Below are 24,454 nucleotides of genomic sequence, written 5' to 3' on the forward strand. Positions count from 1 at the left end.
ACTTTTCGGTCTCGTCTTGTACCGTTCGGAGCATCAATTCCCGACATAGGGTGTAAATCCCGGAGGTTGTAGTGACGGGCGCGATCAACGCTTCGGATGGGCCTTCTTTCGAGGCGCACACCGCGAACTCGGAGTCGGTCGTCGAAGCTGACATACCGCGACGCACCCTCCGTGTCGGTGTTCTCGGATTCTCTGTGCTCGGTGTTCTGGCAGTCGCGTCCGTGCTGATGGTTCTTTTCGCCGTGCCGATGAATACGCGGTACTGGGGGATCTTCGAAAATTTCCTCGATCTCGACGTCTACCGCCACGGCGGCAGCGTTGTGGTTCAGGGCCTTCCGTTGTACGACGGGCCAGTCCTGGACGGAATGATGTTCACGTACACCCCGTTTGCGGCTTTGCTGTTCACGGTGTGGGCGGTGCTCTCGTTCAAACAGGCGATTGTCGTGTGGACGGGTTTGAACATCGCTGCGTTGTTCGCAGTGATCGTGTTGTGCTGGAAGTACCTCGGTTATCGGCTCGACGTGAAGGCGTACGCCGTGAGTGCGTTGGCGACGACGATCTTTCTGTTCATGGAACCGATACGTACGACGCTCTGGCTCGGGCAGATCAACATCTTCCTGCTGCTCTTGATCGTGTGGGACCTCGGTCGGGACGAGAAGAGTCGGCTCCGAGGAATCGGGGCAGGCATCGCCGCCGGCGTGAAGCTCACTCCGGCCTTCTTCTGGGCGTACCTTTTCATCACTCGTCAATGGCGTGCGTTGGTGACGGCCGTCGTGACGTTCGCTGCGACCGTTGCGATCGGCTTCGTCGTGATCTACAACGATGCGTACAAGTACTGGACCGGCACTCTTGTCGACAGCGAACGCGTCGGACCGACGGACGCTCCGAGCAACCAGTCCGTGTCCGGTCTGATCGCTCAGCTCACTCACACTCCGACGCCGTCGCGGGTCCTGGTCCTAGTCTTCAGTGCGCTGGCAGTATGCCTCGGACTCGGTGCCGCGTGGATTGCTCACCGGCACGGCCAGAAATTGCTCGGCCTCACCATGACGGGGTTGACTGCGACTACTGTCTCGCCGTTCTCGTGGGGCCATCACTGGGTGTGGTTCGTCCCGCTGGTCGTCCTCGCCGCGCACTACGCGATGGTGTCGAAGAAGCGCTGGGCGTGGGTGGCGCCGTTCGTTTTCCTGCTCCCGGTCTTGAACTGGTCTCACACCTGGTGGGACCCGTCGGTCATTCCGGGTACGGATCGCTTCATCGGAATGGGCCTGTTCATGTTCGTGCCGCCCGAGTATCTGCGGATTCCGACCGTCGGCGTCTACCTCTGGGTCTTCACGCTTGCCGCGGTCTGGACGTTGGTTCTGTTCGGCTGGAAGAAGTGGAAGATTCCGGCCCCGGATGCGTCGGCGCCGGTCACAACTGCCGTCTGACGTGGCAGTATCGGACTCATGGCACTTCAACTGAACCTTGTCGGTGACCCCGAAGCTGATGCTCTCCTCGCCGAGGACCCGTTGGCGTTGTTGATCGGAATGCTTCTCGATCAACAGGTTCCGATGGAAACGGCCTTCCTCGGTCCGAAGAAGCTGGCGGATCGGCTCAGCGGTATCGACGTCAGGCGTATCGCCGACATGGACACCGACGAGTTCATCGCCGTCTGTGCCGAGCCTCCGGCTGTGCACCGATTCCCCAAGTCGATGGGTGAGCGTATCCAGCTCATGTGCCAGTTCATCGTCGAGAACTACGACGGCGACACCGCGGCGATCTGGACTTCGGGAAATCCCGACGGCAAGGAAGTGCTGAAGCGGCTCAAAGCCCTACCCGGTTACGGGGATCAGAAAGCCCGGATCTTCCTGGCGTTGCTCGGAAAACAGATCGGCGTCGAGCCGAAAGGTTGGCGCCAAGCGGCCGGCGACTACGGGCTCGAAGGTTCGAGGCGCTCGATTGCAGACGTGGTCGACGAACAGTCTTTGCTCGAGGTCCGCGAGTTCAAGAAGGCCGCAAAGGCAGCAGCGAAGGCCGACAAGAAGTAAGCCGCTTTCAGGACTTCCGGGACCCGCTGGCACGCACTACTTTCATCAGGTCGCCTGCGGGGCCCTCGAGCTGACGCGGCGGGCGCCACACTGCGCGCAGGGATCGGTCGAGTTCCAAGCCTTCGACGGCTACCACCCGAAGTTCTCCCTGCTTCACCTGGTCCTCGACGGCCAGCGTGCTCAGTACCGCCGGGCCGACGCCACCGAGCACGCTGGTTCGAATCGCGGCCGAACTACCCAGTTCCAACAACGGTGCACCGCGCTCGTATTCGTGTAACGCCAGGTCGAGAGTCGTTCTGGTTCCCGATCCGGGCTCGCGCACCAGCAGCGGCGTCGCTGCCAGTTCGGCGACGGTCAGCGGCTTTCGTCGACGCGCCCATGGATGATCCGGATGAACGACCACGACCAGCGAGTCACGCGCGACGGTGACGCTGGACAGGCTCTTCGGAACGGTCGGTGACTCGACGAATCCGAGGTCGCACATTCCCACCTCGACAGCCTCGAGGACGCGGGTCGAGTTGTAGACCTGAAGGTGGACGGTGACACCAGGATGTAGTGACCGAAAGATACCGAGCCAGGCCGGAATCAGATGTTCGGCGACGGTCATGCTGGCACACACGGTCAATTCCGCGGATCGTTCGGTCCGCATCCCTTCGGCGACGTCGAGAAGCTGCCTCGAGTTGGCGAGGACGCGGCGCGCCCAGTGGACGATGACGGTCCCCTGCGGAGTCAAAGTCGCCCCCGTCGACCTTCGGTGTATGAGTGGCATCCCGAGCTGCCGCTCGAGGGCTTTGACGGCGCGGCTGGCATTCGGCTGCGCAATGTTTGCTGAACGGCTTGCCGCACTGAGACTTCCGTGATCATCGATGCCGATGAGTAGCTCGAGAGTGGTGAGGTCGGGCCACCGTCTGGTCATGCAAACAGGCTATACCGAACTTCACGTTCATATCGATTTGATATGCCGTGATGGTAGAAATCGCCCTACCGGAGCGATGGTGGCTCAAGGACGCTGGATGAGTGAACCGTGATGTGAAGTCCGTGGCCGAGAAACCCGCAGTCGCACCTTCGTCAGAAGTACGACGGTGGTCCAGTGTGGCTGCATTGGTGCCCGGAGTTGCGTTGTGCGCCTTGGGGGCCACGGTCGCGCTGATAGCCGGTCAGTTCACCTCCGCCGTGAGTCCGTTGCTGATTGCGATCGTGGCGGGTGCGGTGTTGGCGAATACCGTCTCTTTGCCGGCGAAATTCCAACCTGGCCTGGCATTCTCGGCGAAACGGCTACTTCGGGTGGGTATCGCTCTGCTCGGGCTGCAATTGATGTTCTCCGACATCGTCGGTTTGGGCTGGGGAGTGATCGCCGTTGTGGTGGCGATTGTGTTCCTCGGTATCGCCGGGACCATGTATGCCGGAAAACTTCTCGGATTGAGTTGGTCGCAGAGAATTCTGATTGCCTGCGGCTTCTCGATCTGTGGCGCTGCCGCCGTGGCTGCTGCGGACGGTGTGGTGAATGCGCGAGAGGAAGAGTTGCTCACCGCTGTTGCGTTGGTGGTGATCTTCGGAACTCTGATGATTCCGACAATCCCACTGTTGGCCAACGCTTTCGGTATGAACGAGGTCGGTGCAGGCATGTGGGCCGGTGGGTCGATCCACGAAGTGGCGCAAGTGGTGGCTGCCGGCAGCGCTCTCGGCGCCACCGCGTTGGGTGTCGCGACCGTGGTGAAACTTGCGCGCGTGTTGATGTTGGCGCCGGTCATGGCATTTCTGAGCATCCGGCAACGCAGGATGGTCGACAGCACCGCCACCAAGCGTCCTCCGTTGGTTCCGTTTTTCGTCGTGGCGTTCATCGGCTGCATGGGCTTGCGCTCCACGGGCATCTTGCCGGATGAGCTTCTGGGACTGGCGAAGACGGTGCAGACGGCGCTGTTGGCCGCCGCGATGTTCGCACTCGGGCTGGGGGTGCGGTTGAGCGTCATTCGTGGAGTTGGCGCCCGGCCATTCGTGCTGGCCGCGATTTCCACTGTGTGGGTGGCAACGATCGCCTACGTCGGAGTCGTGCTGGTCAGCTGATCGAGCGCTGAGTCCGCCACGCGCTCGGGCTCATCGAGAACTGAGTGCGAAACCAGCGCGAGAAACTACCCTGCGTCGAAAACCCTAGGTGCACAGCCACTTCGGTCAATGAATAGCGAGGGTTGGAGACAAATCGTTCCGCGAGGGAGCTTCGAACCGAATTGAGAACGGCCGTGAACGTATCTCCGGATTCGGCGAGATGACGGTGCAGTGTCCGCCGGTCGAATCCGAGACTGCGTGCCACCTGCTCGACAGAGCAGCGGCCGGTCGGAAGCAGAACTTCGATCAATTCCTTGGTGCGGCTGAGGGTGTCGGAGGTTTCCGATGCGGGAAGTGAGTCGAGGAACTGGCGAGCGTACGGCCGGAGTAACTCGTCGGAAAGTTGGTTAGCCGCATCCAGGTCGGCGGCGAAGAAAACGATGCCGGTGAACTCGTGATCGAATTCCACCGTCTCGCCGAGGATTCGCCGATGCGTGCTCGTGTCTTTCGGGGCATTGTGCGTGAATCCCACGCTGACCGGTTGCCATCGAGAACCCAGGAAACTTCGCAGGATCTGCAGCGTCGCGCCGACTGCGAGTTCGACGCTCTGTCTGGTGTCGACCGGTTCGCCGACCTCGAGCGAGATTCGCAGGGTGGCGAGTCCGTTGACCTCGTTCAATCGAATGCGTAATGACTCGTTGTACGTGTGCTCGTATCGCATCAATACGTCGAGCGCGCTCCTGACGTCTGGTTCTTCCCTGATGACCAAGCTGAGGGGACCGAGATTGGACAGTCGACGCAGGCCGGCGAGTAGAAGCCCGAAGTCTTCGTGTCCGGACTCCGCTGCCGATCGCTCCAGGAGCGATGCGATGGAGGCGGCCGGTACCCATTGGTCGGGGTTCGCCAGGCTTGCCGGGCTCAGGCCGACACTTCTCATGAGGGCCACAGCGTCCACGTCCACTGTTCGGCACAGGTCGACGTATCGGTTCAGTGACGCGTAGCGGGCGAGTGGCTTCATAGGGCCCCCTTTACTCGATGTCCCGAAATGTTGTGTTGTGTGTCTCGTCAAGTTAAGCATGTGAGCCGGATCTCACATAGTTTTGTTCACATCAGTTCGGCACGACCACGAAGCCGAGCACCGACTTCTGGAAGTTGTTGCGTACGAATACAGCTCGACCGTAATCGAGTCGAGCCCGCCCACAGAATTGGAGAGCATTGATGGCAAACGCCATTCGGTTCCACGAGATCGGCACACCGTCCGTCATGCGTTGGGAAGAGATCGAGGTAGGACGACCGGGCGCCGGAGAGGTTCGGGTTCGTCATGAAGCGGTGGGGTTGAACTTCGCCGACACCTACTTTCGAAGTGGCCTCTATCCTGCGCAATTGCCTGCCGGGATGGGCGTCGAGGGCGCCGGTGTGGTCGAAGAGATCGGCGAGGGAGTAGTCGATTTTGCAGTGGGGGACCGTGTGACCTACACCGGCAGTCCGCTGGGTGCGTACGCCACCGAGCGGATCATGGCGTCGTCCGACCTGATCGCGCTACCCGACGGCATCGCCTTCGACACCGCGGCCGCCATGACCATGCGAGGACTGACTGCCGCCTACCTTCTGCGTCGCATCTACCCGTTGAAAGCGGGAGACACCGTGTTGCTACATGCTGCGGCGGGCGGGGTTGGACTGATCTTCACCCAGTGGGCAAAACTGTTGGGAATCAAAGTGATCGGAACGGTGTCGAGCGACGAGAAGGCGAGCGTTGCCCGAGCTCACGGGTGCGATGAAGTCGTCATCTACACCCGCGAGGACGTCGTCGCGCGTGTCAAGGAGATCACCGGGGGCGTCGGCGTGCCGGTTGTCTACGACAGTATCGGGCAATCCACGTTCGACATCTCTCTCGATTGCCTTGCCAGGCGGGGGCTGCTGGTGTGCTTCGGAACGGCGTCCGGACCGACTCCGCCGATTCAGGCAATGCAGTTGGCAGTCAAGGGATCACTCTTCCTCACACGTCCGGCTCTCGCCGATTACATCGCGGATCCCGAAGAACGTGCCGAACTGGCGGGCGAACTGTTCTCACACGTCGAGTCCGGGCGAATCAAGATCGAGATCAACCAGCGATACCCCCTCGAAGATGCGGTGCGTGCGCACCACGACATGGAGTCCGGTCGCAGTATCGGTTCCTCCGTCTTCTCCGTCTGAACCGAAACAGCACTTCCCAGAGGAATTGTCATGACCAACACCGCAACGCTCACAGAAAACCTTCCCTCGTCGAGGAATACGATCCGCGTCGAGAAATTGACCTGTTCGATCGGGGCAGAGTTGTCCGGGGTGGATCTCGGCGAGGTCGCGCGAGATGATGCACTCTTCGCCGAAATCAAGGCATTGCTGCTCGAACACAAGGTTCTGTTCTTTCGCGACCAGACCTTCTCCAAAGCCGAGCACGTAGAACTTGCCCAGCGATTCGGTGAACTCGAGGATCATCCGGCTCTGGGCAGCGACCCCGACCACCCGGGCCTCGTCCGCATCTACAAGGATCTGGACAGCCCGCCGGAGCATTTCGAGAATGCATATCACTGCGACGCTACCTGGCGCGTTAACCCGCCCATGGGATGTGTATTGCGTTGTGTGGAAACACCTCCTGTCGGCGGCGACACGATTTGGGTGAACATGGCACTCGCCTACGAGAATCTGCCGGCGCGGGTCAAGGAGCAGATCAAGGATCTGCGTGCCAGGCACAGTATCGAGTCGACCTTCGGCGCTCGGATGCCGATCGAACAGCGGCACCAGCTGAAGGAACGCTTTCCCGACGCCGAACATCCCGTGGTACGAACACATCCGGAGACCGGCGAGAAGATTCTCTTCGTCAATTCGTTCGCCACACACCTCGTGAACTATCACACGCCCGAGAACGTCCGCTATGGAATCGATTACGCCCCCGGCGCCGGGAATCTGCTCACTTACCTGGCGAGCCAGGCTCAGATTCCCGAGTACCAGGTTCGGTGGCGTTGGACCGAAAACAGCGTCGCGATCTGGGACAACCGATCGACACAGCATTACGCGGTGCAGGACTACTGGCCAGCGGTTCGAAAGATGGAGCGCGCCGGAATCATCGGCGACGCACCGTTCTGATCTCTCTTCCCAGCCCCGAAGATAAATTCATTCACTCGATCGGAGTCACGCTATGCATTTCCACGACGATTCACTGTTCCCCGAAACCCAGGACAAGCTTGTCATCACCGTTGCTCCCTACGGACCGGAGTGGGAGCCGGACGATTTTGCAGAAGACCTCCCTCTGTCGATGGACGAGCACGTCCAGCAAGCCGTCGACTGTTTCAACGCCGGTGCCACAGTTCTCCACATCCACGTGCGTGAACTCGACGGCAAGGGCTCGAAGCGTCTGTCGAAGTTCAACGAGATTCTCGGTCGCTTGCGTGAGGCCGTTCCCGAGATGATTCTGCAGGTCGGCGGGTCGATTTCGTTTGCCCCGGAGGGGGAAGGTGCCGATGCGAAGTGGTTGTCCGACGACGTGCGTCACATGCTGGCGGAATTGGACCCGGCTCCCGATCAGGTGACGATCGCGATCAACACCAGCCAGATGAACATCATGGAACTGATGACCGACGACGACATCGCGGGTACGTCGATGCAGCGTCCGGAATTGGCCGATACGTATCGGGAAATGACTGTGCCCGCCGGTCCGGAGTGGGTGGCAGAGCACCTGCGCCGGTTGCAGGCCGCTGGAATCCAGCCGCATTTCCAGTTGTCCAGTATTCCGCAGCTCGAAACGGTGGAGCGGTTGATCCGACGCGGCATCTACACGGGTCCGGTCAACCTCACGTGGGTCGCAATCGGCGGCGGCTTCGACGGCCCCAACCCGTACAACATGATGAACTTCGTCCAGCGTGTTCCCGACGGTGCGTGCCTGACGCTGGAAACGCTGATGCGTAGCGTCCTGCCGGTGAACACGATGGCCATCGCGATGGGCTTGCACGCGCGTTGCGGCAACGAGGACACCATCTGGGGCCGCAAGGGCGAGAAGATGACGTCGGTGCAGCAGATCGAGCAGTTGGTGCGCATTGCAGGCGAATTGGGCCGCGAGGTGGCTACCGCGAAGGAAGCTCGGGACATCTACCGGATCGGCGAGACGTATGCCGACACCGACGAGACGTTGGCGAAGCTGGGTTACGCGCCCAACCGCCGTATCGGCCAGCTGGGATTCACGCAGCACGCCTGAGTTCACACCCTCTCGTACAACAGTTCCGGGGGTACGAACCGCGACGGTTCGTACCCCCGAATCCCCCCGTCTACCTCGAGTACTTCCTAGGAGAGTCATGGGACTGCAAGCTCCCGCCACGCCACGTGTGGACACCGCGCTCGGAATCGGCGGACGACGAAAGTTATACCCGTGGATCGTTTTCGCCCTGGCTTTCGGTCTTCTGCTCTCGGACTACATGTCGAGGCAGGTGCTCAGTGCAGTCTTCCCGATCCTGAAAGCGGACTGGGATCTCTCCGATTCGCACCTCGCCTCCCTGAGCAGCGTGGTGGCATTGATGGTCGGGCTGTTGACGTTCCCGTTGTCGCTGCTCGCGGACCGCTGGGGCCGCGTCAAGAGCTTGATCTTGATGGCGGTGTTGTGGAGTGTCGCGACGTTGCTGTGCGCAATCGCTCAGACCTACGAACAGATGTTGGGCGCCCGGTTCCTGGTCGGTGTCGGTGAAGCGGCGTACGGCAGCGTGGGTATCGCCGTGGTCCTCAGTGTGTTTGCGCCCCGCGTGCACGCAGCTCTTGCCGGTGCCTTCATGGCCGGTGGATCGTTCGGTTCGGTCATCGGTGTGGCAATCGGTGGGTTCATCGCAGTCCAGTTCAGTTGGCGGTGGTCTTTTGCCGCCATGGCAATCTTCGGTCTGATTCTGGTCGCGCTCTTCCGTGCCCTCGTCACCGAGAAGAAGCTCACCGCTTACGCCGTCGAGGCCGCGCCGGATGCCGCCGGGGAAGCGGTGAGACACGACGGTTTTCGTGCGCCGGTGTCCTCGCTGTTCACCAATCCCGCCGTGTTGTTCGCCTACATCGGTGGTGGTCTCCAGATGTTCACCGCCGCTGTACTTCTGGCGTGGTTGCCGAGCTTCTTCAATCGTTACTACGATTTGGCCCCGGACAAGGCCGGCGTCACGGCTTCCGTGTTCGTCCTCCTGGTCGGAAGCGGGATGGTGGTCTGCGGTTTCATCACAGATAGATTCAGCCGCGACGATTCGGCGCGAAAATGGACCACCGCCATTGTCTACTGCGCCATCTCGTTGGTGACGCTGAGCGTCGGGCTCCGGTTGGGCACGGGGACAGCACAACTCGTGTTGCTCGGTATCGGTGCATTCTTCTCCGCCGGTTCGTCGGGGCCGACGGCAGCGATGGTCGCGAACCTTACCCATCACTCGATTCGAGCGTCGGCCATGGGAACGCTCACCGTCGCCAACAACCTTCTCGGGCTGGCGCTCGGTCCCTTCGTTGTCGGCATCCTCGCCGATCACCTGGGTCTTCTCGGCGCTCTACAGCTTTCGCCCTTCGTCTATGTCGTCGCGGCCCTCGCGTTGGTAGCCGGCAAGCGTGCCTATCCCGCCGGGATGAGGCGGCTGGCGACGTTGCAGAATCGGCCCGAGATCCCCGGCGCCACTGAAGTAACAGACGTTCGGAGCTCATGATGAATGAATCAACTACGGTAGTAATGGTTCCCGGTCTGCGGGATCATGTCGAAGATCATTGGCAGACTCACCTCGCGCGCAGGCTCGACAACGTTCTGACGGTTCCTCCCCTCGAGACCGACAAGCTCAGCCGCGATGCGCGGGTTGCGGCATTGAACGAGGTGCTGACAAGTGTCTGCGGGCCGGTGGTCCTGGTCGGGCACAGCGCCGGAGTCATGACAGTTGCTCACTGGGCGAGGGCGCATCATCGAGAGGTTGCGGGCGCACTTCTGGTCACGCCGGCGGATCTCGAACTTCCGCTGCCCGAGTCCTATCCGTCTCTCGAAGATCTCGACCGTCACGGGTGGCTACCGATACCGCGTCAGCGTCTGCCGTTTCCGAGCACGGTCGCGGCGAGTCGGAACGATCCGCTCGCCGGGTATCGCCGAGTTGTGGGTCTGGCTGAAGGATGGGGGAGTCGGTTGCTGGATCTGGGTGAGGTCGGACATCTCAATCCGGCGTCCGGATACGGGTATTGGCCGCGGGCGGAATCGTTGGTGCGGGAACTGCTCGAGTCGGTGTCGCGCGCTGCCTCGTCTCATGCCACGGATTCCGATGCGCAGGAGGAACACAGTCATGCTTGATCTTGCTGCTCTGCTGGAAGACTCGGCCCGGCGGTACCCGGAACGGGATGCGCTGGTTCTCGGGGAAGCGAGGCTGACGTATGCGCAGTTCGACGCGTACGCGAATCGCATCGCCCATCTGCTCGTCTCGCGGGGTGTCGAGCCAGGTGACAAGGTGGCGTTGTCCTGCCCGAACGTTCTCGAGTTCCCGATCGTCTACTACGGCATTCTCAAGGCCGGCGGCGTCGTCGTTCCTCTGAACATTCTGCTCAAGGGGCGCGAAATCGCCTATCACCTGGCTGATTCGGAAGCAAAGCTGTACTTCTGTTTCGAGGGAAGTCCCGAATTGCCGATCGCTGAGTACGCCATCGCCGGGTTCGAGCAGAGCGAGACCTGTTCGGCCCTGATCGTGATCAGCGCCGAGTCGGGTGCACCGTCGTCGATCCTCGGAGTCGAGACTCTAGGCGAAGCACTGGCGTCCGTGTCCGGCACGGAAACGCCTGCAGTCGCGGTTGTTCGTGAACCGACGGACACCGCGGTCATCCTCTACACCAGCGGCACGACCGGAAAGCCCAAGGGCGCCGAACTCACTCACTGCAACATGGTCTTGAATGCACTGTCGACCAACCGGTTGTTCGAGAGCGTTCCGTCCATGCATGAGCGTTATCTCCTGACTTTGCCGTTGTTCCACTCGTTCGGCCAGACAGTGACCATGAATGCGGGAATCTGCGTCGGTGCCACCTTGGTGTTGATGCCGCGCTTCGATGCGACCGCGGCACTCGAGATCATGGAACGCGAAAAGATCTCGGTCTTCGCGGGCGTCCCGACCATGTATTGGGGACTGCTCGGCGTGCTGGACGAGGTAGTGAAATCCGGGGTGGATATCGAGACCGTTGCACAGAACATGCGGTGCGCGATCTCCGGTGGCGCAGCGCTTCCCGTGGAAATATTGACACAGTTCAGGGAACGCTTCGGTGTTCAGATCCTCGAAGGGTACGGGTTGTCCGAGACCTCTCCGCTGGCCTTGTTCAGTGACCCGGAGAGCGACCCCCGGCCCGGTTCGATCGGCGTGCCGATCTGGGGCGTCGAAGCGCGGCTTGTCGACGACTCTTGGCACACGATTGCCGGCCCCGACGAAGTGGGAGAGTTGGCCATTCGCGGGCACAACGTCATGAAGGGCTATTTCAACCGACCAGAGGCGACGGCGGAAGTCATGCGCGACGGATGGTTTCGCACCGGGGATTTGGCACGGGTCGATACCGACGGAAATTACTACATCGTCGATCGCGCGAAGGACATGATCGTGCGGGGCGGATTCAACGTCTACCCACGCGAAATCGAAGAGGTTCTGCTCACTCACCCAGCCGTCTCACTCGTCGCCGTCGTCGGGGTGCCGGACTCGAGCCTCGGCGAAGAAGTTGTCGCGTTCGTGATCCGAGAGCCGAGTGAGGAGATCTCCGAATCGGATCTCGTGGAATGGACGCGGGAACAGATGGCCGCCTACAAATATCCGCGTCGCATCGAGTTCGTGCCGTCGCTGCCGATGACGGCAACCGGAAAGATTCTCAAACGTGAACTGAATCAAGCATTTTCGATGGTCTGAGGAGATCGATGACTGACGTTCGAGCAAGTGAAGCTTTTCCCGTGACCCAGGCCATGAAGGATTCGGGTGGCTGGAATCCGTTGTGGGACGGACTTTCGGAGCTGGATCCCGAGTGGACCGAGCTGTACATGAAGACAGCGATGCAGCCCTGGAACAGCGGGGTGCTGTCACCTCAGGTGATCCAGTTGCTGTGCATAGCCGTCGATGCGGCGAGCACACACATGTACGCACCCGGCGTACGACGCCATATTCGCGCCGCGCTCGACATGGGAGTGACCTCGAAGGAGATTCTCGAGGTGCTGAAACTGACCACCGTCGTCGGGATTCATTCCTGCAATGTCGGCGTTCCGATCCTGATGGAGGAAATCGCGAACCGGTGAGGGCGGTCAGTCCCGCTCGCGGTTCTCCCGTTCCTCCCGCTGACGCTGGAGGAACGGGCTCGGGTTCTGTCCGCCGATCGGACCGTGGCCGAGGACTCCGTGCTCGTAGGCCGACTCCGCGTGCAGGGCAACGTCGATTCCGCGGGCCTCGTCTTCACGCGAAATGCGGAAGCCGAAGGTCTTGTCGATGAGCTTTCCGAGACCGTAGGTCACACCGAAGGCATAGAGCGCGACCACGACGACGCCGACGAACTGCTTGCCCAACTGCGCGAATCCACCGCCGAAGAACAAACCTTCCGGACCGCCCGTCATCACGGCCGTCGCGAGGAGTCCGATCAGCAACGAGCCGACGATTCCACCGACGAGGTGCACGCCGACGACGTCGAGGGAGTCGTCGTAGCCGAGCTTGTGCTTCCATCCCACGGCGTACGAGCAGACGATGCCGGCGATCAGACCGATGACGAGCGCACCGAACATGTTCACCGTTCCGCACGACGGGGTGATCGCGACCAGACCGGCGACGACGCCCGAAGCTGCGCCGAACGTCGTGGGGTGTCCGTCACGATTCTGCTCGACGAACAGCCAGCCGAGTAGTCCGGTGCAACCGGCGACGAGTGTGTTGAGGAAGATCTGCGAGGCCATACCGTCGGCCGCAAGGGCCGAGCCGGCGTTGAATCCGAACCAACCGAACCAGAGCAGGCCTACGCCGAGCAGGACGAACGGCAGATTGTGCGGACGCATCGACTCGGCCTTGAAACCCATCCGCTGGCCGAGGACCAGTGCCAATGCCAGACCCGACGCTCCGGACACGATTTCGACCACGAGGCCACCGGCGTAGTCGAGTGCGCCCATCTGGGCGAGCCATCCCTGCGGATTCCACACCCAGTGAGCAACGGGGACATAGACGAGCAAGGACCAGATGGGGACGAAGATCATCCAGGCGGAGAACTTCGCGCGGTCGGCGATCGCACCACTGATGAGCGCTGCAGTAAGGATTGCGAACGTCAGTTGGAAGGTTGCGAACAACACTTCCGGGACATTCCCGTGCACCGTCGACGGGTCGATGCCCGCCATGCCGATGTGCTCGAGTCCGCCGATGATGCCACCGTGATCGTCGCCGAACACGAGGCTGTAGCCCACGAACAACCACGCAACCGTGACGAGTGCGATCGAGACGAAACTCATCATGATCATGTTGAGTACGCCCGTCGAGCGGACCATGCCGCCGTAGAACAGTGCGAGTCCTGGCGTCATCAGAAGTACGAGTGCAGTACTGACGAGCAACCAGGCAGTTGCTCCGGCATCGATGGTGGCGGGCACAGTTTTCTCCTCACGCACGCGGACCAGCCCGCGTGCACGGAACCCACGATGGGTGCGTGCGGTTTCCTCCGCACTGCGATTGTGTTGCGAACATGTTTCGGGAGAAGTCGGCGTTGCACCCGCACCGGACCACCTGTCGTGGGTCGCCGGTAGTCTTTGCGCGTGGCCCTGTACCGGAAGTATCGACCCGCGTCCTTCGCCGAGGTGGTGGGGCAGGAGCATGTCACCGCACCGCTCAGCACGGCCCTCGACACCGGACGCATCAACCATGCCTACCTGTTTTCCGGCCCGCGCGGCTGCGGAAAGACGTCGTCGGCGCGAATCCTGGCGCGTTCGCTGAACTGTGAGCAGGGACCGACGTCGACGCCGTGCGACGTGTGCGACTCGTGCGTTTCGCTGGGCCCGGGCGGCACAGGCAACCTGGATGTGACGGAACTCGACGCCGCAAGTCACGGTGGCGTCGACGACACCCGAGAACTCCGAGACAAGGCGTTCCACGCACCCGCTGCTTCTCGCTACCGCGTCTTCATCATCGACGAGGCACACATGGTGACGGCGGCGGGTTTCAATGCGCTGCTCAAGATCGTCGAAGAGCCGCCGGAACACCTCATCTTCATCTTTGCGACGACGGAACCGGAAAAGGTTCTCCCGACCATCCGTTCGCGTACACACCATTACCCGTTCCGCCTGTTGGCGCCGTCGACCATGCGCGGACTCCTGGAAAAGATCTGCGCCCAGGAGGGCGTACCGGTCGAGCCTGCGGTGTATCCACTGGTCATCAAGGCCGGCGGCGGTTCCCCTCGTGACTCGTTGAGTGTCCTCGATCAGCTGCTCGCGGGCGCAGGAGAAGAAGGTGTCACGTATCCGCGCGCGCTCTCTCTTCTCGGAGTCACCGACGTCGCGCTCATCGACGAAGCAGTAGACGCCCTGTCTGCCAGTGACGGGGCCGCGTTGTTCGGCACTGTCGATCGCGTGATGGACGCCGGTCACGATCCACGCCGATTCGCGCTCGATCTTCTCGAGCGCCTGCGTGATCTCATCTTGATGCAGGCTGTTTCCGACGCCAGCGAACGAGGATTGGTCGACGCTCCGGAAGCGGAGCTGGTCACGATGCGTGAGCAGATTCAACGAGTCGGCCCGGCCACGCTCACCCGCTTCGCCGAGACTGTCCATGCCGGACTCAGCGAAATGCGTGGTGCGACGGCGCCGCGGCTGCTGCTCGAAGTGATGTGCGCGCGAATGCTGCTGCCGTCGGCCTCCGACACCGAGTCAGCTGTATTGCAGCGGCTGGAGCGCCTGGAACAAGGTATTCCGGCTGCCGGAGTCGCGGCTGCCCCTCGCGCGGCAGCAACGCCGGCACCCACCGTGCCGCCGCTCGAACCGGAGATTGCTTCCAAGTTCCAACGGCCCTCTCAACGCAAGGCCGAGCCTGAGGTGCGGCCGGAACCAGCCGCGCCTGCTCCAGCTGCGGCGCCGCCGGTTGTGGAGGCTCCTGTCGTCGAACCTCCGGTAGCGGCAGTTCCCGTCGTCGAGACTCCCACTGTCGAGATCGTGGAACCGCCGGTTGCCGAAGCTCCGGTGGTTGAAGCTCCGGTTGCCGAAGCTCCAATAGTTGAAGCTCCTGTGGTTGAACCACCGGTTACTGCTTCTGTCGAGGCGGAAGAGCTGATCGGGCTTGCCGAGCCGGAACCCGACTACGAGCCCGAGCCCGAGTTCGACGAGCCGGCGGTTGCCGAAGCGGCGCCGGTCTCGGCAGGCCCCACAGTCGAGACTCTCCGTGAATCGTGGAACACCTTGCGCAACAAGGTCGGTGAACGAAACAAGGTTCTTCCGGCCATGCTGTCCGCTGCGACGGTTCACGACGTGCGTGGACATGTCGTTGTCATCGCTCACGGCTCACCGGTTCTGGGTGCTCGTGTGACGCAACCGCACAACGCGGCGGTCATTTGCGAGGTCCTTGCCGAAATGTTCGGTGGCACTTGGCAGGTCGAGTATCAAGAAGGTGCGCCTACAGCGCCGACAGTATCGAGCGCAACCAAGGCGACGGAAGCTCCGAGCCGCCCTGCCGCTGCGCCCCGCTTCTCGCGGCCCAGTCAGGAGCGCGCAGCGCAGCAGCCCAAGGCCCCGCAGCCCCAGCGCGGAGATTCGGACGACATTCCGCCGCCCGAGGCCCCCGACTATCCGGAAGACCCTGGACCGGCCCCTGCTCCTGAGGTCGACTACGAGGCAACTCCTCCGCCTGCAACGCCGGAGGACGAGGACGAGATGTTTGCGGAGGCGGCTGAGCCCGCTGATCCGACTGCCAGACGTGATCCCGAGGATGTTGCAAAGGAACTCCTCAAGGACGTACTCGGAGCTCGCCGCCTCGAAAGCTGAGTTGCCGAGTCGGTCCGTGTGCGTGAAACAGCTGTCGGAATCCAGCTGCACCACTGTGTGATCGAATTGTTATAAGTGCCGTTCTCTTTGTGTGCGCGCGTCTCGAAAGCGCGCCGGCTCGGCCTCGCAAAGCTGAATTGTATGTGGCTGGTTTGCTGGCACATTCGTTCGCTCAGTTCCGGTGTAACGAAACGTCGATTCGGACGATGGTCGCCGAAGAATATCTGGAATTTCTCGTTGTCTGATGGGCATTCGAGTGCTGCTGTTAAATTTCGGTGTGTCACGAATGTTCAGATTGATAGTTGTCGGATGTTTGATTTGCGGGGATCGACCAATTTGGGACATTCGGCGAATTGGCCACATATTCGGCATTGCGGCATTTCGGTGCATATTCAACTGAATATTTGCCGATCGCGAGAAAATGGCGGCCGTGAAACCGGGATCCGGTACGGATGTTCAAGCAGGAGCATGACCGGTTACGAAGCAAATAGGTAACTCCGAGTTACAGCTAACTCTCGATTGCTGTCAAATTGCTGAAACACGTTCATTGCGCCGAACAACCTTTGTTATTTGTTTATGCCTTGAGGTGAATCTGCGTTTTACACACCGATGAGGGCGTGGTTAGTCTTCGGTCGATTGAGTCTCCCGTGGATGCGCGCGAAAATAGGAAGTGTAAGATGACTGAAGATTCAACTAATCCTGCGATTGCGATAGTCGGGATGAGCATGTGGTCCCCCGGTGCACATGATCTGCAAGGATTTTGGGAGAACGTCCTCGCGCGTCGGATGCAATTCCGAAAGTTTCCGGAGTCACGGATGTCCCTCGACGACTACTGGAGCGCGAGCCCTGACGACGTCGACAAGACATACGCCGATCGCGGCGCGTTCATGGATGGTTTCGAATTCGACTGGGTCGGTCGCCGGATACCGGAGCGGACCTTCAAGTCGACAGATCTCACACACTGGTTGGCTCTGGAAACAGCACTCGGGGCTTTGACGGACGCGGGCTACAGCCGAGGATCGGTACCCACTGGACGCAGCGCCGCAATCGTCGGCAACTCCCTCACCGGTGAAGAATCCCGGATGTGGTCGATGCGTTTGCGTTGGCCTTACGTCAAGCGCGCACTCGCTGTGGCAGCCGAAGCGCGCCAGTTGGACAGTTCCGTCGCCGATGCTCTCGCCGAGACGATGGAAGAGGTCTACAAGGGCCCATTGGTGGAGCCGAGTGAAGACACTCTCGCCGGCATGTTGTCGAATACGATTGCCGGCCGGATCTGCAATTATCTCGACTTCAACGGCGGCGGGTACGTCGTGGACGGTGCGTGCGCGTCCGGAATGCTCGCGGTGGCGACTGCAGCCGAAAAGCTGGCGTCCGGCGCGGCCGACTTCGTCTTGGCAGGGGGAGTCGACGTCAGCTTGGATCCTTTGGAACTGGTGGGATTCGCCCGTTTGGGTGCACTGACCCGTGGCGACATGAACGTGTACGACGCAAGCCGAAGCGGATTCATCCCGGGTGAAGGTTGCGGATTCGTGGCCTTGAAACGACTCGAGGACGCCAGGGCGGACGGCGACTACGTGTACGCGACGATTCGCGGCTGGGGCATCTCCACCGATGGCAAGGGTGGAATCACCAAGCCCCGCGCCGAAACTCAGGCCGAGATGATCCGTCGCGCATACTCGCGAGCGGGATTCGCGGCCAGCGAGGTTGCCTTCGTCGAAGGACACGGAACTGGTACTCCCGTCGGAGACCCCGTCGAACTGGCCGGCGTCCAGCAGGCCGCTCAGACGGACGGGCCCGTCGAGGCTCGTAGCATCGGCATGACGTCACTGAAGTCGTTGATCGGGCACACGAAGGCGGCGTCGGGCATCCTTGCGCTGATCAAGGCGACCATGGCCGTCAATCAACGAATCCTTCCGCCGCTCGCCGGTTGCACCGACCCGAACCCGGCGTTCGGAACCGAAGCGCCGGCACTCTTTCCGCTCGTCAACGGTGAGATCAGAGATCCGTCCGAGAAGATGCGTGCCGGTGCGCAAGCCATGGGTTTCGGCGGTATCAACTGCCACGTCGCGATCGAATCGGCTGATGCACCATCCAGCAAGCTGACACCCTCGCAAGACGTCCGCACGATGATGGCGTCGTATCAGGACACCGAGGTTTTCGTACTTTCTGCAGATTCCGCGGTGGACTTGGCGACCCGAGCGCGGGATGTTGCAGATCTGGCGGTTCCGTTGAGTGTTGCCGAGCTGCTGGACTTTTCGGCGAAACTCTCTCGAGTGATCTCGCCGACCGCGCCCTTCCGTGCCGCAGTGGTGGCCGGACGTCCCGCGCAGTTGGCCGAACGCATGCGTCAGCTTGCCGTGATCTGCGAGAACTCCGCTCCTGCATCCGGTCAGGTGAAGGTCGTGAGCAACGAGATCTCGATCTCGAACGCCGTCCACCACGACATCGGATTCCTGTTCCCGGGACAGGGATCCCAACAACTAGAGATGGCGCGCGTGCTGATCGAGCGCTTCGAGTGGGCACGCGAACTGGCGACCGAGGCGGACGGCTGGTTGGAGGGAGTTGGAGCGGAGGCGATCACGCCTCGAATTCTGCGGAACCCGGTCAAGAGCGCTGACGCTGCGGAATTGGCGAAGTGGAAGCGGGATCTCGCCCAGACGCAGTTCACCCAGCCTGCCGTCGCTTTGGCTTCGCTGCTCTGGTTCGAGTACCTCCGCCGATTGGGTGTCACACCCAGTGCTGTCGCCGGCCACAGTCTCGGCGAGTTGACCGCGCTCTACGCGGCAGGAGCTTACGACCAGAAGACGCTGATCACCTTGGCTGCGGCGAAGGGTGCGGCCATGGCTGTCAGTGGTGGTGGAAACGGCGCGATGGCGAGCCTGACCTGCGACCGATCGACGGCTGAGGCGATCATCGCGGAAACAAAGGGTTACGCGACCGTCGCGAATCTGAATACGCCTACACAGACCGTGGTTTCGGGCACCAAAGACGCGGTCGACGATGTGGTTGCCATCGCGAAGACGCGCGGAGTGTCGGCTCAGGCGCTTGCCGTGTCGAATGCTTTCCACTCCGAGATGATGAACGAGGCCGAGCGGGAGCTGAAGTCCACTGCGCCCGTTGACGAGCAAGTCGATTCGCTGACTTGCCCCGTGTATTCCTGCGTCGAAGGGAAACGCGTACAGACGCCACTGGCACTTCGCGAATTGGTCACCAAACAGGTTGTCTCACCGGTCGACTGGGTCAAGACGGTAAGTGGAATCTCGCAGGACGTGGACCTGCTCGTCGAGGTCGGTCCCGGCCGTGTGCTGACCGGGCTCACCAAGGCGATCAATGGGACCGACGGCGTGCGCTGCTTCCCCGTTGCGTCCAAGTCCGGACGCGACGAGGACTTCAATGTCGCACTGGCCGCGATGTACGTACACGGCGCTCAGGTCCGATGGAACGAACTTTTCGACGGCCGGTTCGTGCGCGAATTCGTTCCTGCCGATCAGAAGGTGTTCATCGAGAACCTGGCCGAGGCGAAGCTGACGGTTACCTCTGCTCCCGAACCGCTCGCACTTGGTACGTCCGGCGGGGATCCGGCTGCGGCGCTGGCCGATTACCTGAGCCGACGCGGGACCTTCCTCGTCGACGTGATTCGTGCTGATGTAGGCAGTGGAGCGTCTTCTCCATCTGCTCCGACTTCGCGGGCAGTCACCAACGGCCACGAATCCGTGGCAGCGAAAGCTCCTTCGCCGGTTTCGGCTCCGGTAGTCGAAGAGCCGGCTGACGCGGGCGCTGGGTCCGTGGAAAGTGAGCTGATCAGGATCCTCGCCGATACGACGGGATTCCCCGCCGAGTCGATCACGACGGATCTGCGTCTGCTCGATGATCTGAATCTCGACTCGATCAGTGCGGCAGAGGCTATTTCGAAGGTTGCGCATCAGTTCGAGGTTGTCGACCTCGACCCTGCCGAGTTGGCCAATGCCACGATCGGAGAAGCAGCATCGCTGATCCTTGCGGCATCACCGAATCTCGGTTCTGCCGTTCCAGCAGCGAGTTCGGTGCAGTCGGACGTGTCGCGAATACTGCTCGAGGTAATCGCGGAGGACACCGGATTTCCGGTGGAGTCTCTCGATGTGGATCTCCACCTGCTCGACGACCTGAACATGGACTCGATCAAGGCTGCCGATGCGATAGCAACTGTGGCAACGCGATTGGGTGTTCAGGGTGATCTGGATCCGGCCGAACTCGTCAACGTCAGCCTGGGTGAACTGATCGAAGTGCTCGATCGATCCGCGAAAGAGAAGTCGGGGCAGCAGCAGCCGGTTGCGCGGGCGCTGCCGGTGAAGGCAAAGGGTCTATCAGCCGACAGCTTCACCTGGGTTCGCGATTACACCCTGGAAAAGGTTCGGAGCGAGACAGCGTTGCACGGAGTCCGAGACCTCACGGACACGACGTTTGTCGTCATCGGTGACGACGCCGGTTTGGTCGGAAGGTTGGAATCCGAACTGCGAGGGCGTGGTGCTCAGGTCGACATTCGCACATTCTCCGACGGCGCTCCTGCGAATGCACAGCACGTGGTTGCCGTAATGCCGCGTGTGACCGATGATTCCGTCACCGAAATCGGCTTGCGCCGTGGGATCGAACACATGCACAAGATGGTTCCGGCGCAGCAAAGTGGAGGCGCACGAACCACATTGGCAGTGATTCAGTTCACCGATGTCGAGTTGGGCAATCCGGCGCCGGTACCGAGTGCGGCGGCTTTTGCCGCTTCGGTGCATCACGAGCGCCCCGAACTGGATGTCCGCGTCATAGGATTCGACGGCTCGACTGCGGACGCGGTGGTGGCAACCACCGTCGTCTTCGAGTTGGATTCGGTTGCACCCTATGTGTTCGCGACTTACGACACCGAGATGGGACGCACGGCACTGCAACCGCGGGTTCTCACCTCGAGCGACTACACCGTCCGCGAGAGCGGGTTGGGGAGTTCGGATGTAGTGGTCGTGACCGGTGGCGCGAAAGGCATCATGGCGCAATGCGCTCTGGCTCTCGGCCGAAAGACAGGCGCCGAACTAGTGCTGATCGGAAGCTCTCAGCGACAAGCGGGTGACGAAATCGCTTCCACTCTTGCGGACTTCACGTCTGCTGGTTTGAGCGCTCACTACTATCGCTGCAACGTCACGGATGCTGCGGCGGTGGCCGGCGTCGTCGCCCAGATCGAGGTCGAGGTTGGGCCGATCACCGGGTTTGTCCACGGTGCGGGGGCGAATGTTCCGCGGCGGTTCGAGAGAGTCGACAGCGCTGCGGCTTTCAAGGAGGTTGCACCTAAGGTCCTGGGCGCAGCCAACTTCGTCGAAGCGCTCGCTGATCGCGACTTGAAGCTGTTCGTGGGCTTCTCCTCCATCATCGGATTCACAGGTATGCCCGGAAACAGCTGGTATGCATACGGAAACGAGCTTCTCGACGAAATGGTGATGCGGTATGCCGCCGGGCACCCGAAGACTCGGACGTTCTCGCTCGCGTACAGCGTGTGGGGAGAGACCGGAATGGGCGCCCGCATGGGCAGTGTCAACCACCTCGCGAAGATGGGTGTCATGCCGATTTCCACGGCTGCGGGAGTGGATCATTTCCTTCGCCTGGTCGACAGCGGACCCGAGACAAGTCGTATCGTCGTGACCAGTCGACTCGGCGGTCTCGACACCTGGGCACCGGCAGCACCGGCTCTGCCGGCGGTGTCGCGCTACATCGACCAAGTGGTGACCATCGAGCCGCAGGTAGAACTGGTTACCCGGACGACGTTGTCCACCTCAGCAGATCCTTTTGTCCTAGATCATGTCTGGAAAGGATCGGCGCTGCTTCCGACGGTGTTCGGACTCGAGGCGATGTCGCAGGCGGCGGCTTATGTCACCGGACGCGTGACTCTGGGCCGCGTCCGCATCGACGACATCAAGCTGGATCGACCGATCGTCGTCGACACGGTCGAGGGCACCAGAGTCGAGATCAAGGCAAGCGTCGTGGAGCAGGATCGTGATGCTGCAGGAACGCGGGTGCATGTCACGATCGGCACCGAACGGACCGGGTACGGACGGCCCCATTTCTCGGCCGACTTCATCTTCGGGCTGGACGAAACACTGCCGGAGTTCGAGAAGGAGTTGCCGCGACCGGTGCTCGACATCGATCCGTTGGACGATCTCTACTCGTGGTTGCTGTTCCAGGAGGGCGATTTCCGCCGACTCGAAGAGATCTCGAGCCTCGATTCCGAGCACATTCTCTTCAGCGCTATTTCGCGAGCCGACCGTAAGCAGCACCTCCTCGGTGATCCCTACTTCCTCGATTCCCTGCTCCAATCGGGTCAGATCATGGTTCCGCGGGAGATCTGCCTTCCGGTCAACATTGCGCGAATCGACATGTACGACGGACGATTCGAGGCTCGTTCGTTCACCGCGTACGCCTACGACAAGGTGCAGACAGAGACCCACATGCAAGCCGACGTGGCGGTGGTGAAGGACGGACGAGTGGTGATGCAGCTCGAGGGATATCGCTCCCAGATTCTCTCCCACGACGAAAGCCGTCCTACGGCTGAGGAAATCGCGGATCCGACTGCGCGCGACGCACAGATCATTCTCGACAAGCTCGCGCAACACAGCCGGGCGTTGGGAGTGAAGAGCCCGCGGGTTGTGGTCGCGCATACCCCGGGGATTCACGAGTTGACCAAGTCGGAACGCCACGAGCAGGAGAAACCGATCGCCGAGGCGGCCGTGAACATTCATCTCGATGAGGATGTGGTGATCAAATGAGTAATGCCTTTGCCATCGAATGGCAGGAAACCGGAAAGCCCGTCGTCGTCGGTGATATTCCGCCCTCTGTGGATGTCTCGCTCTCGCACGACGGCAGCAAGTCACTCGGTTCGGCCGGCGACTGGCCTCAGGGGTGTGACATCGAACCGATTCGCCCCCGAACCGCCGTGCAGTGGAAGGCGCTTCTGGGTTCGGCGCGGATTCCGCTGCTGGACGAGTTGATCGCAGGCGGCGAATCACTCGATCGTGCGGGAACCAGGCTGTGGGCGGCGGCCGAGGCGATCCGAAAGGCCACGGGGCAGATGTCGGTTTCTCTGGCGATGGGCGCCAGGGAGGACGACGCAGTGACCTTCCGCGGCGGCGCAGAGGGAAGCGTGGTGGTTCTGACTTTTCCAGCTCTGTTGACGGACAACGAGGAGCGGATTCTCGCGTTTGTGACTCATGAGGAGGATGCGGAGGAACCGGCGCAGGACCCGGCACCGCAGTTCGACTCCGGACCGTTGTCGGCGAAGTCTCTCGCGCAGTTCGATCCGATGGCCTACGGCTCCGACGTGCATGTGGTGGCCCGGAGCGGCTATCCGGCGGTGTCGATCCGGTTCCCCGTCGGGTTCCGGGACGCGTGCAACGTCGGTGGATCAGTGGGGTTCGCGAGCTTCGCGCTGTGGTTGGGCGCTTTGCGAGAGAGGGGAACCGGACCGATCTCGAAGCAGATCGTGGAGGACATGGCGACGGGTCGTTGGGGCATGGTGACCAACAACTCCGAGGTGTTCATCGATGCGAACCTGTACACCGACGACATTGTCGAGGGGACGATCTGGATCACCGAGCTCACCGGTCCGGATCGGGCAACCACCAATCTGCATGTCGAATGGTGCCGGGTCGACGGCGAGACGCGCACTCACATCGGGTGGAGTGCGATGCAGACGACGTGGGTGGAAATCCTCTCCCACGGTGTGGTGGCGGCACGGCCGATGCCGCAGTACTTCCACGATTTCATCGAGCCGATGACGATTCCGACGGGGACGAAGAACATCGCTGTTCCCACCGAACCGAAGAACGTCGATCGTGGTTCCGTGATCCGCTCGGCTCCGATGGTGCCGCGCAATCCGTACCTGCTCGAATCCGAGGTGTTCTCGACGACGTTGCAGGACGGAAACGTCGTGGGCAACATCTACTTCGGCAACTATTACATCTGGCAGTCGAGGGTTCGGGACAAGTTCCTGGTCCGTTCTCAGCGTGAGGCCATGGCGGCCAGAGGCGCTCTCGGGGAACTTCGTTGTGTGCACACCAGGGTTGAGCATCTGCGCGAGGTCATGCCGTTCGACGACGTCCTGGTCACGATGTCCTTGTCTGCCCTCTACGAGAGGGGGATCGACCTCGAGTTCGAGTACTTCAAGGTCAACGAGGACGGATCACGGGAGAAGCTCGCGATCGCTCGGCACAGAACTGTCTGGACGATGCCGGGCGCTCCGGGAGAACTGGAAATCTCTCCGCCGTCGAAACTTCCACAGTCGCTGATCGATTCGGTGCTGGAGGCGATCGACGGAAAGTAGACGGGGGATTTTCCGAGATCGAAGTGGAGAGACGGGTTGCGTTTTCCTTGTGGGAGAACGCAACCCGTTTCGATGGGGAGGGGA

16 protein-coding genes are annotated in these 24,454 nt (G+C 61.4%); 13 read left to right on the plus strand and 3 right to left on the minus strand.

Features of this window, described 5'->3' with window-relative positions:
* Positions 1-71: 71 nt before the first annotated feature.
* Both ASU23_RS15595 and ASU23_RS15600 read left to right on the plus strand, forming a co-directional pair.
* Positions 72-1,427, plus strand: coding sequence for a glycosyltransferase 87 family protein (locus ASU23_RS15595; protein ID WP_058038215.1), 1,356 nt, complete (start codon positions 72-74; stop codon positions 1,425-1,427).
* 18 nt (positions 1,428-1,445) lie between these two features.
* Positions 1,446-2,027 carry an HhH-GPD-type base excision DNA repair protein gene (locus ASU23_RS15600; protein WP_003943868.1) on the plus strand — a complete coding sequence of 194 codons (582 nt, stop codon included), beginning with the start codon at positions 1,446-1,448 and terminating at the stop codon, positions 2,025-2,027.
* 7 nt (positions 2,028-2,034) lie between these two features.
* Here the strand turns inward: ASU23_RS15600 and ASU23_RS15605 are convergent, their stop codons facing one another.
* Positions 2,035-2,943 (minus strand): LysR family transcriptional regulator, encoded by a 909-nt coding sequence (locus ASU23_RS15605; protein ID WP_003943906.1) that lies wholly within the window; start codon positions 2,941-2,943, stop codon positions 2,035-2,037.
* Positions 2,944-3,044: 101 nt separating this feature from the next.
* On the opposite strand from ASU23_RS15605, the gene ASU23_RS15610 reads away from it, so the two are divergent.
* The gene (locus ASU23_RS15610; RefSeq protein WP_082661410.1) at positions 3,045-4,091 is read left to right on the plus strand and encodes a YeiH family protein; all 1,047 of its coding nucleotides are present in this window, start codon (positions 3,045-3,047) and stop codon (positions 4,089-4,091) included.
* On the opposite strand, the gene ASU23_RS15615 is transcribed toward ASU23_RS15610, so the two are convergent.
* Positions 4,084-5,088, minus strand: coding sequence for an AraC family transcriptional regulator (locus ASU23_RS15615; RefSeq protein WP_007731570.1), 1,005 nt, complete (start codon positions 5,086-5,088; stop codon positions 4,084-4,086). The two genes, ASU23_RS15610 and ASU23_RS15615, sit on opposite strands and share 8 nt — an antisense overlap.
* 200 nt (positions 5,089-5,288) lie before the next feature.
* Between ASU23_RS15615 and ASU23_RS15620 the strand changes: the two genes are divergently transcribed.
* The 7 genes from ASU23_RS15620 to ASU23_RS15650 all read left to right on the plus strand — a co-directional run bounded on the left by ASU23_RS15620 (position 5,289) and on the right by ASU23_RS15650 (position 12,342).
* Positions 5,289-6,263: a quinone oxidoreductase gene (locus ASU23_RS15620; RefSeq protein WP_003943928.1), complete on the plus strand. Its 975-nt coding sequence runs from the start codon at positions 5,289-5,291 to the stop codon at positions 6,261-6,263.
* A gap of 30 nt (positions 6,264-6,293) precedes the next feature.
* A complete protein-coding gene (locus ASU23_RS15625) occupies positions 6,294-7,193 on the plus strand; it encodes a TauD/TfdA family dioxygenase (RefSeq protein ID WP_007731564.1) in 900 nt (299 codons plus the stop codon).
* 52 nt (positions 7,194-7,245) lie between these two features.
* On the plus strand, positions 7,246-8,298 hold the full coding sequence (locus ASU23_RS15630) for a 3-keto-5-aminohexanoate cleavage protein (protein WP_058038216.1): 1,053 nt from the start codon (positions 7,246-7,248) through the stop codon (positions 8,296-8,298).
* A 97-nt stretch (positions 8,299-8,395) separates the two neighbouring features.
* Positions 8,396-9,757, plus strand: a complete 1,362-nt coding sequence (locus tag ASU23_RS15635) for an MFS transporter (RefSeq protein ID WP_058038217.1) — start codon at positions 8,396-8,398, stop codon at positions 9,755-9,757.
* Entirely contained in the window at positions 9,757-10,380 is a 624-nt protein-coding gene (locus ASU23_RS15640; RefSeq protein WP_050656466.1) for an alpha/beta hydrolase, read from the plus strand. The genes ASU23_RS15635 and ASU23_RS15640 overlap by 1 nt, the downstream gene beginning before the upstream one ends.
* On the plus strand, positions 10,373-11,962 hold the full coding sequence (locus tag ASU23_RS15645) for a long-chain fatty acid--CoA ligase (RefSeq protein ID WP_058038218.1): 1,590 nt from the start codon (positions 10,373-10,375) through the stop codon (positions 11,960-11,962). The genes ASU23_RS15640 and ASU23_RS15645 overlap by 8 nt, the downstream gene beginning before the upstream one ends.
* A gap of 8 nt (positions 11,963-11,970) precedes the next feature.
* Positions 11,971-12,342, plus strand: coding sequence for a carboxymuconolactone decarboxylase family protein (locus tag ASU23_RS15650; RefSeq protein ID WP_007731560.1), 372 nt, complete (start codon positions 11,971-11,973; stop codon positions 12,340-12,342).
* Between the two features lie 6 nt (positions 12,343-12,348).
* On the opposite strand, the gene ASU23_RS15655 is transcribed toward ASU23_RS15650, so the two are convergent.
* The gene (locus ASU23_RS15655) at positions 12,349-13,662 is read right to left on the minus strand and encodes an ammonium transporter (protein WP_003943791.1); all 1,314 of its coding nucleotides are present in this window, start codon (positions 13,660-13,662) and stop codon (positions 12,349-12,351) included.
* Between the two features lie 162 nt (positions 13,663-13,824).
* Between ASU23_RS15655 and ASU23_RS15660 the strand changes: the two genes are divergently transcribed.
* The 3 genes from ASU23_RS15660 (at position 13,825) to ASU23_RS15670 (ending at position 24,370) form a co-directional block, all read left to right on the plus strand.
* Positions 13,825-16,038, plus strand: coding sequence for a DNA polymerase III subunit gamma and tau (locus tag ASU23_RS15660; RefSeq protein ID WP_058038219.1), 2,214 nt, complete (start codon positions 13,825-13,827; stop codon positions 16,036-16,038).
* Between the two features lie 677 nt (positions 16,039-16,715).
* Positions 16,716-22,817: a type I polyketide synthase gene (locus ASU23_RS15665; protein ID WP_058038220.1), complete on the plus strand. Its 6,102-nt coding sequence runs from the start codon at positions 16,716-16,718 to the stop codon at positions 22,815-22,817.
* On the plus strand, positions 22,814-24,370 hold the full coding sequence (locus ASU23_RS15670) for a hypothetical protein (protein ID WP_058038221.1): 1,557 nt from the start codon (positions 22,814-22,816) through the stop codon (positions 24,368-24,370). Before ASU23_RS15665 ends, ASU23_RS15670 begins: the two co-directional genes overlap by 4 nt.
* Positions 24,371-24,454 lie beyond the last annotated feature (84 nt).

The organism is Rhodococcus sp. KB6, from assembly GCF_001445685.1.
Classification (GTDB): Bacteria; Actinomycetota; Actinomycetes; order Mycobacteriales; family Mycobacteriaceae; genus Rhodococcus_F; species Rhodococcus_F qingshengii.

Bases quoted from the DNA above. Each gene is read 5' to 3' on its own strand.
- ASU23_RS15600 (WP_003943868.1), top strand. From the start codon at position 1,446: ATGGCACTTCAACTGAACCTTGTCGGTGACCCCGAAGCTGATGCTCTC.
- ASU23_RS15605 (WP_003943906.1), bottom strand. From the start codon at position 2,943: ATGACCAGACGGTGGCCCGACCTCACCACTCTCGAGCTACTCATCGGC.
- ASU23_RS15615 (WP_007731570.1), bottom strand. From the start codon at position 5,088: ATGAAGCCACTCGCCCGCTACGCGTCACTGAACCGATACGTCGACCTG.
- ASU23_RS15620 (WP_003943928.1), top strand. From the start codon at position 5,289: ATGGCAAACGCCATTCGGTTCCACGAGATCGGCACACCGTCCGTCATG.
- ASU23_RS15625 (WP_007731564.1), top strand. From the start codon at position 6,294: ATGACCAACACCGCAACGCTCACAGAAAACCTTCCCTCGTCGAGGAAT.
- ASU23_RS15630 (WP_058038216.1), top strand. From the start codon at position 7,246: ATGCATTTCCACGACGATTCACTGTTCCCCGAAACCCAGGACAAGCTT.
- ASU23_RS15635 (WP_058038217.1), top strand. From the start codon at position 8,396: ATGGGACTGCAAGCTCCCGCCACGCCACGTGTGGACACCGCGCTCGGA.
- ASU23_RS15640 (WP_050656466.1), top strand. From the start codon at position 9,757: ATGAATGAATCAACTACGGTAGTAATGGTTCCCGGTCTGCGGGATCAT.
- ASU23_RS15645 (WP_058038218.1), top strand. From the start codon at position 10,373: ATGCTTGATCTTGCTGCTCTGCTGGAAGACTCGGCCCGGCGGTACCCG.
- ASU23_RS15650 (WP_007731560.1), top strand. From the start codon at position 11,971: ATGACTGACGTTCGAGCAAGTGAAGCTTTTCCCGTGACCCAGGCCATG.
- ASU23_RS15665 (WP_058038220.1), top strand. From the start codon at position 16,716: ATGACTGAAGATTCAACTAATCCTGCGATTGCGATAGTCGGGATGAGC.
- ASU23_RS15670 (WP_058038221.1), top strand. From the start codon at position 22,814: ATGAGTAATGCCTTTGCCATCGAATGGCAGGAAACCGGAAAGCCCGTC.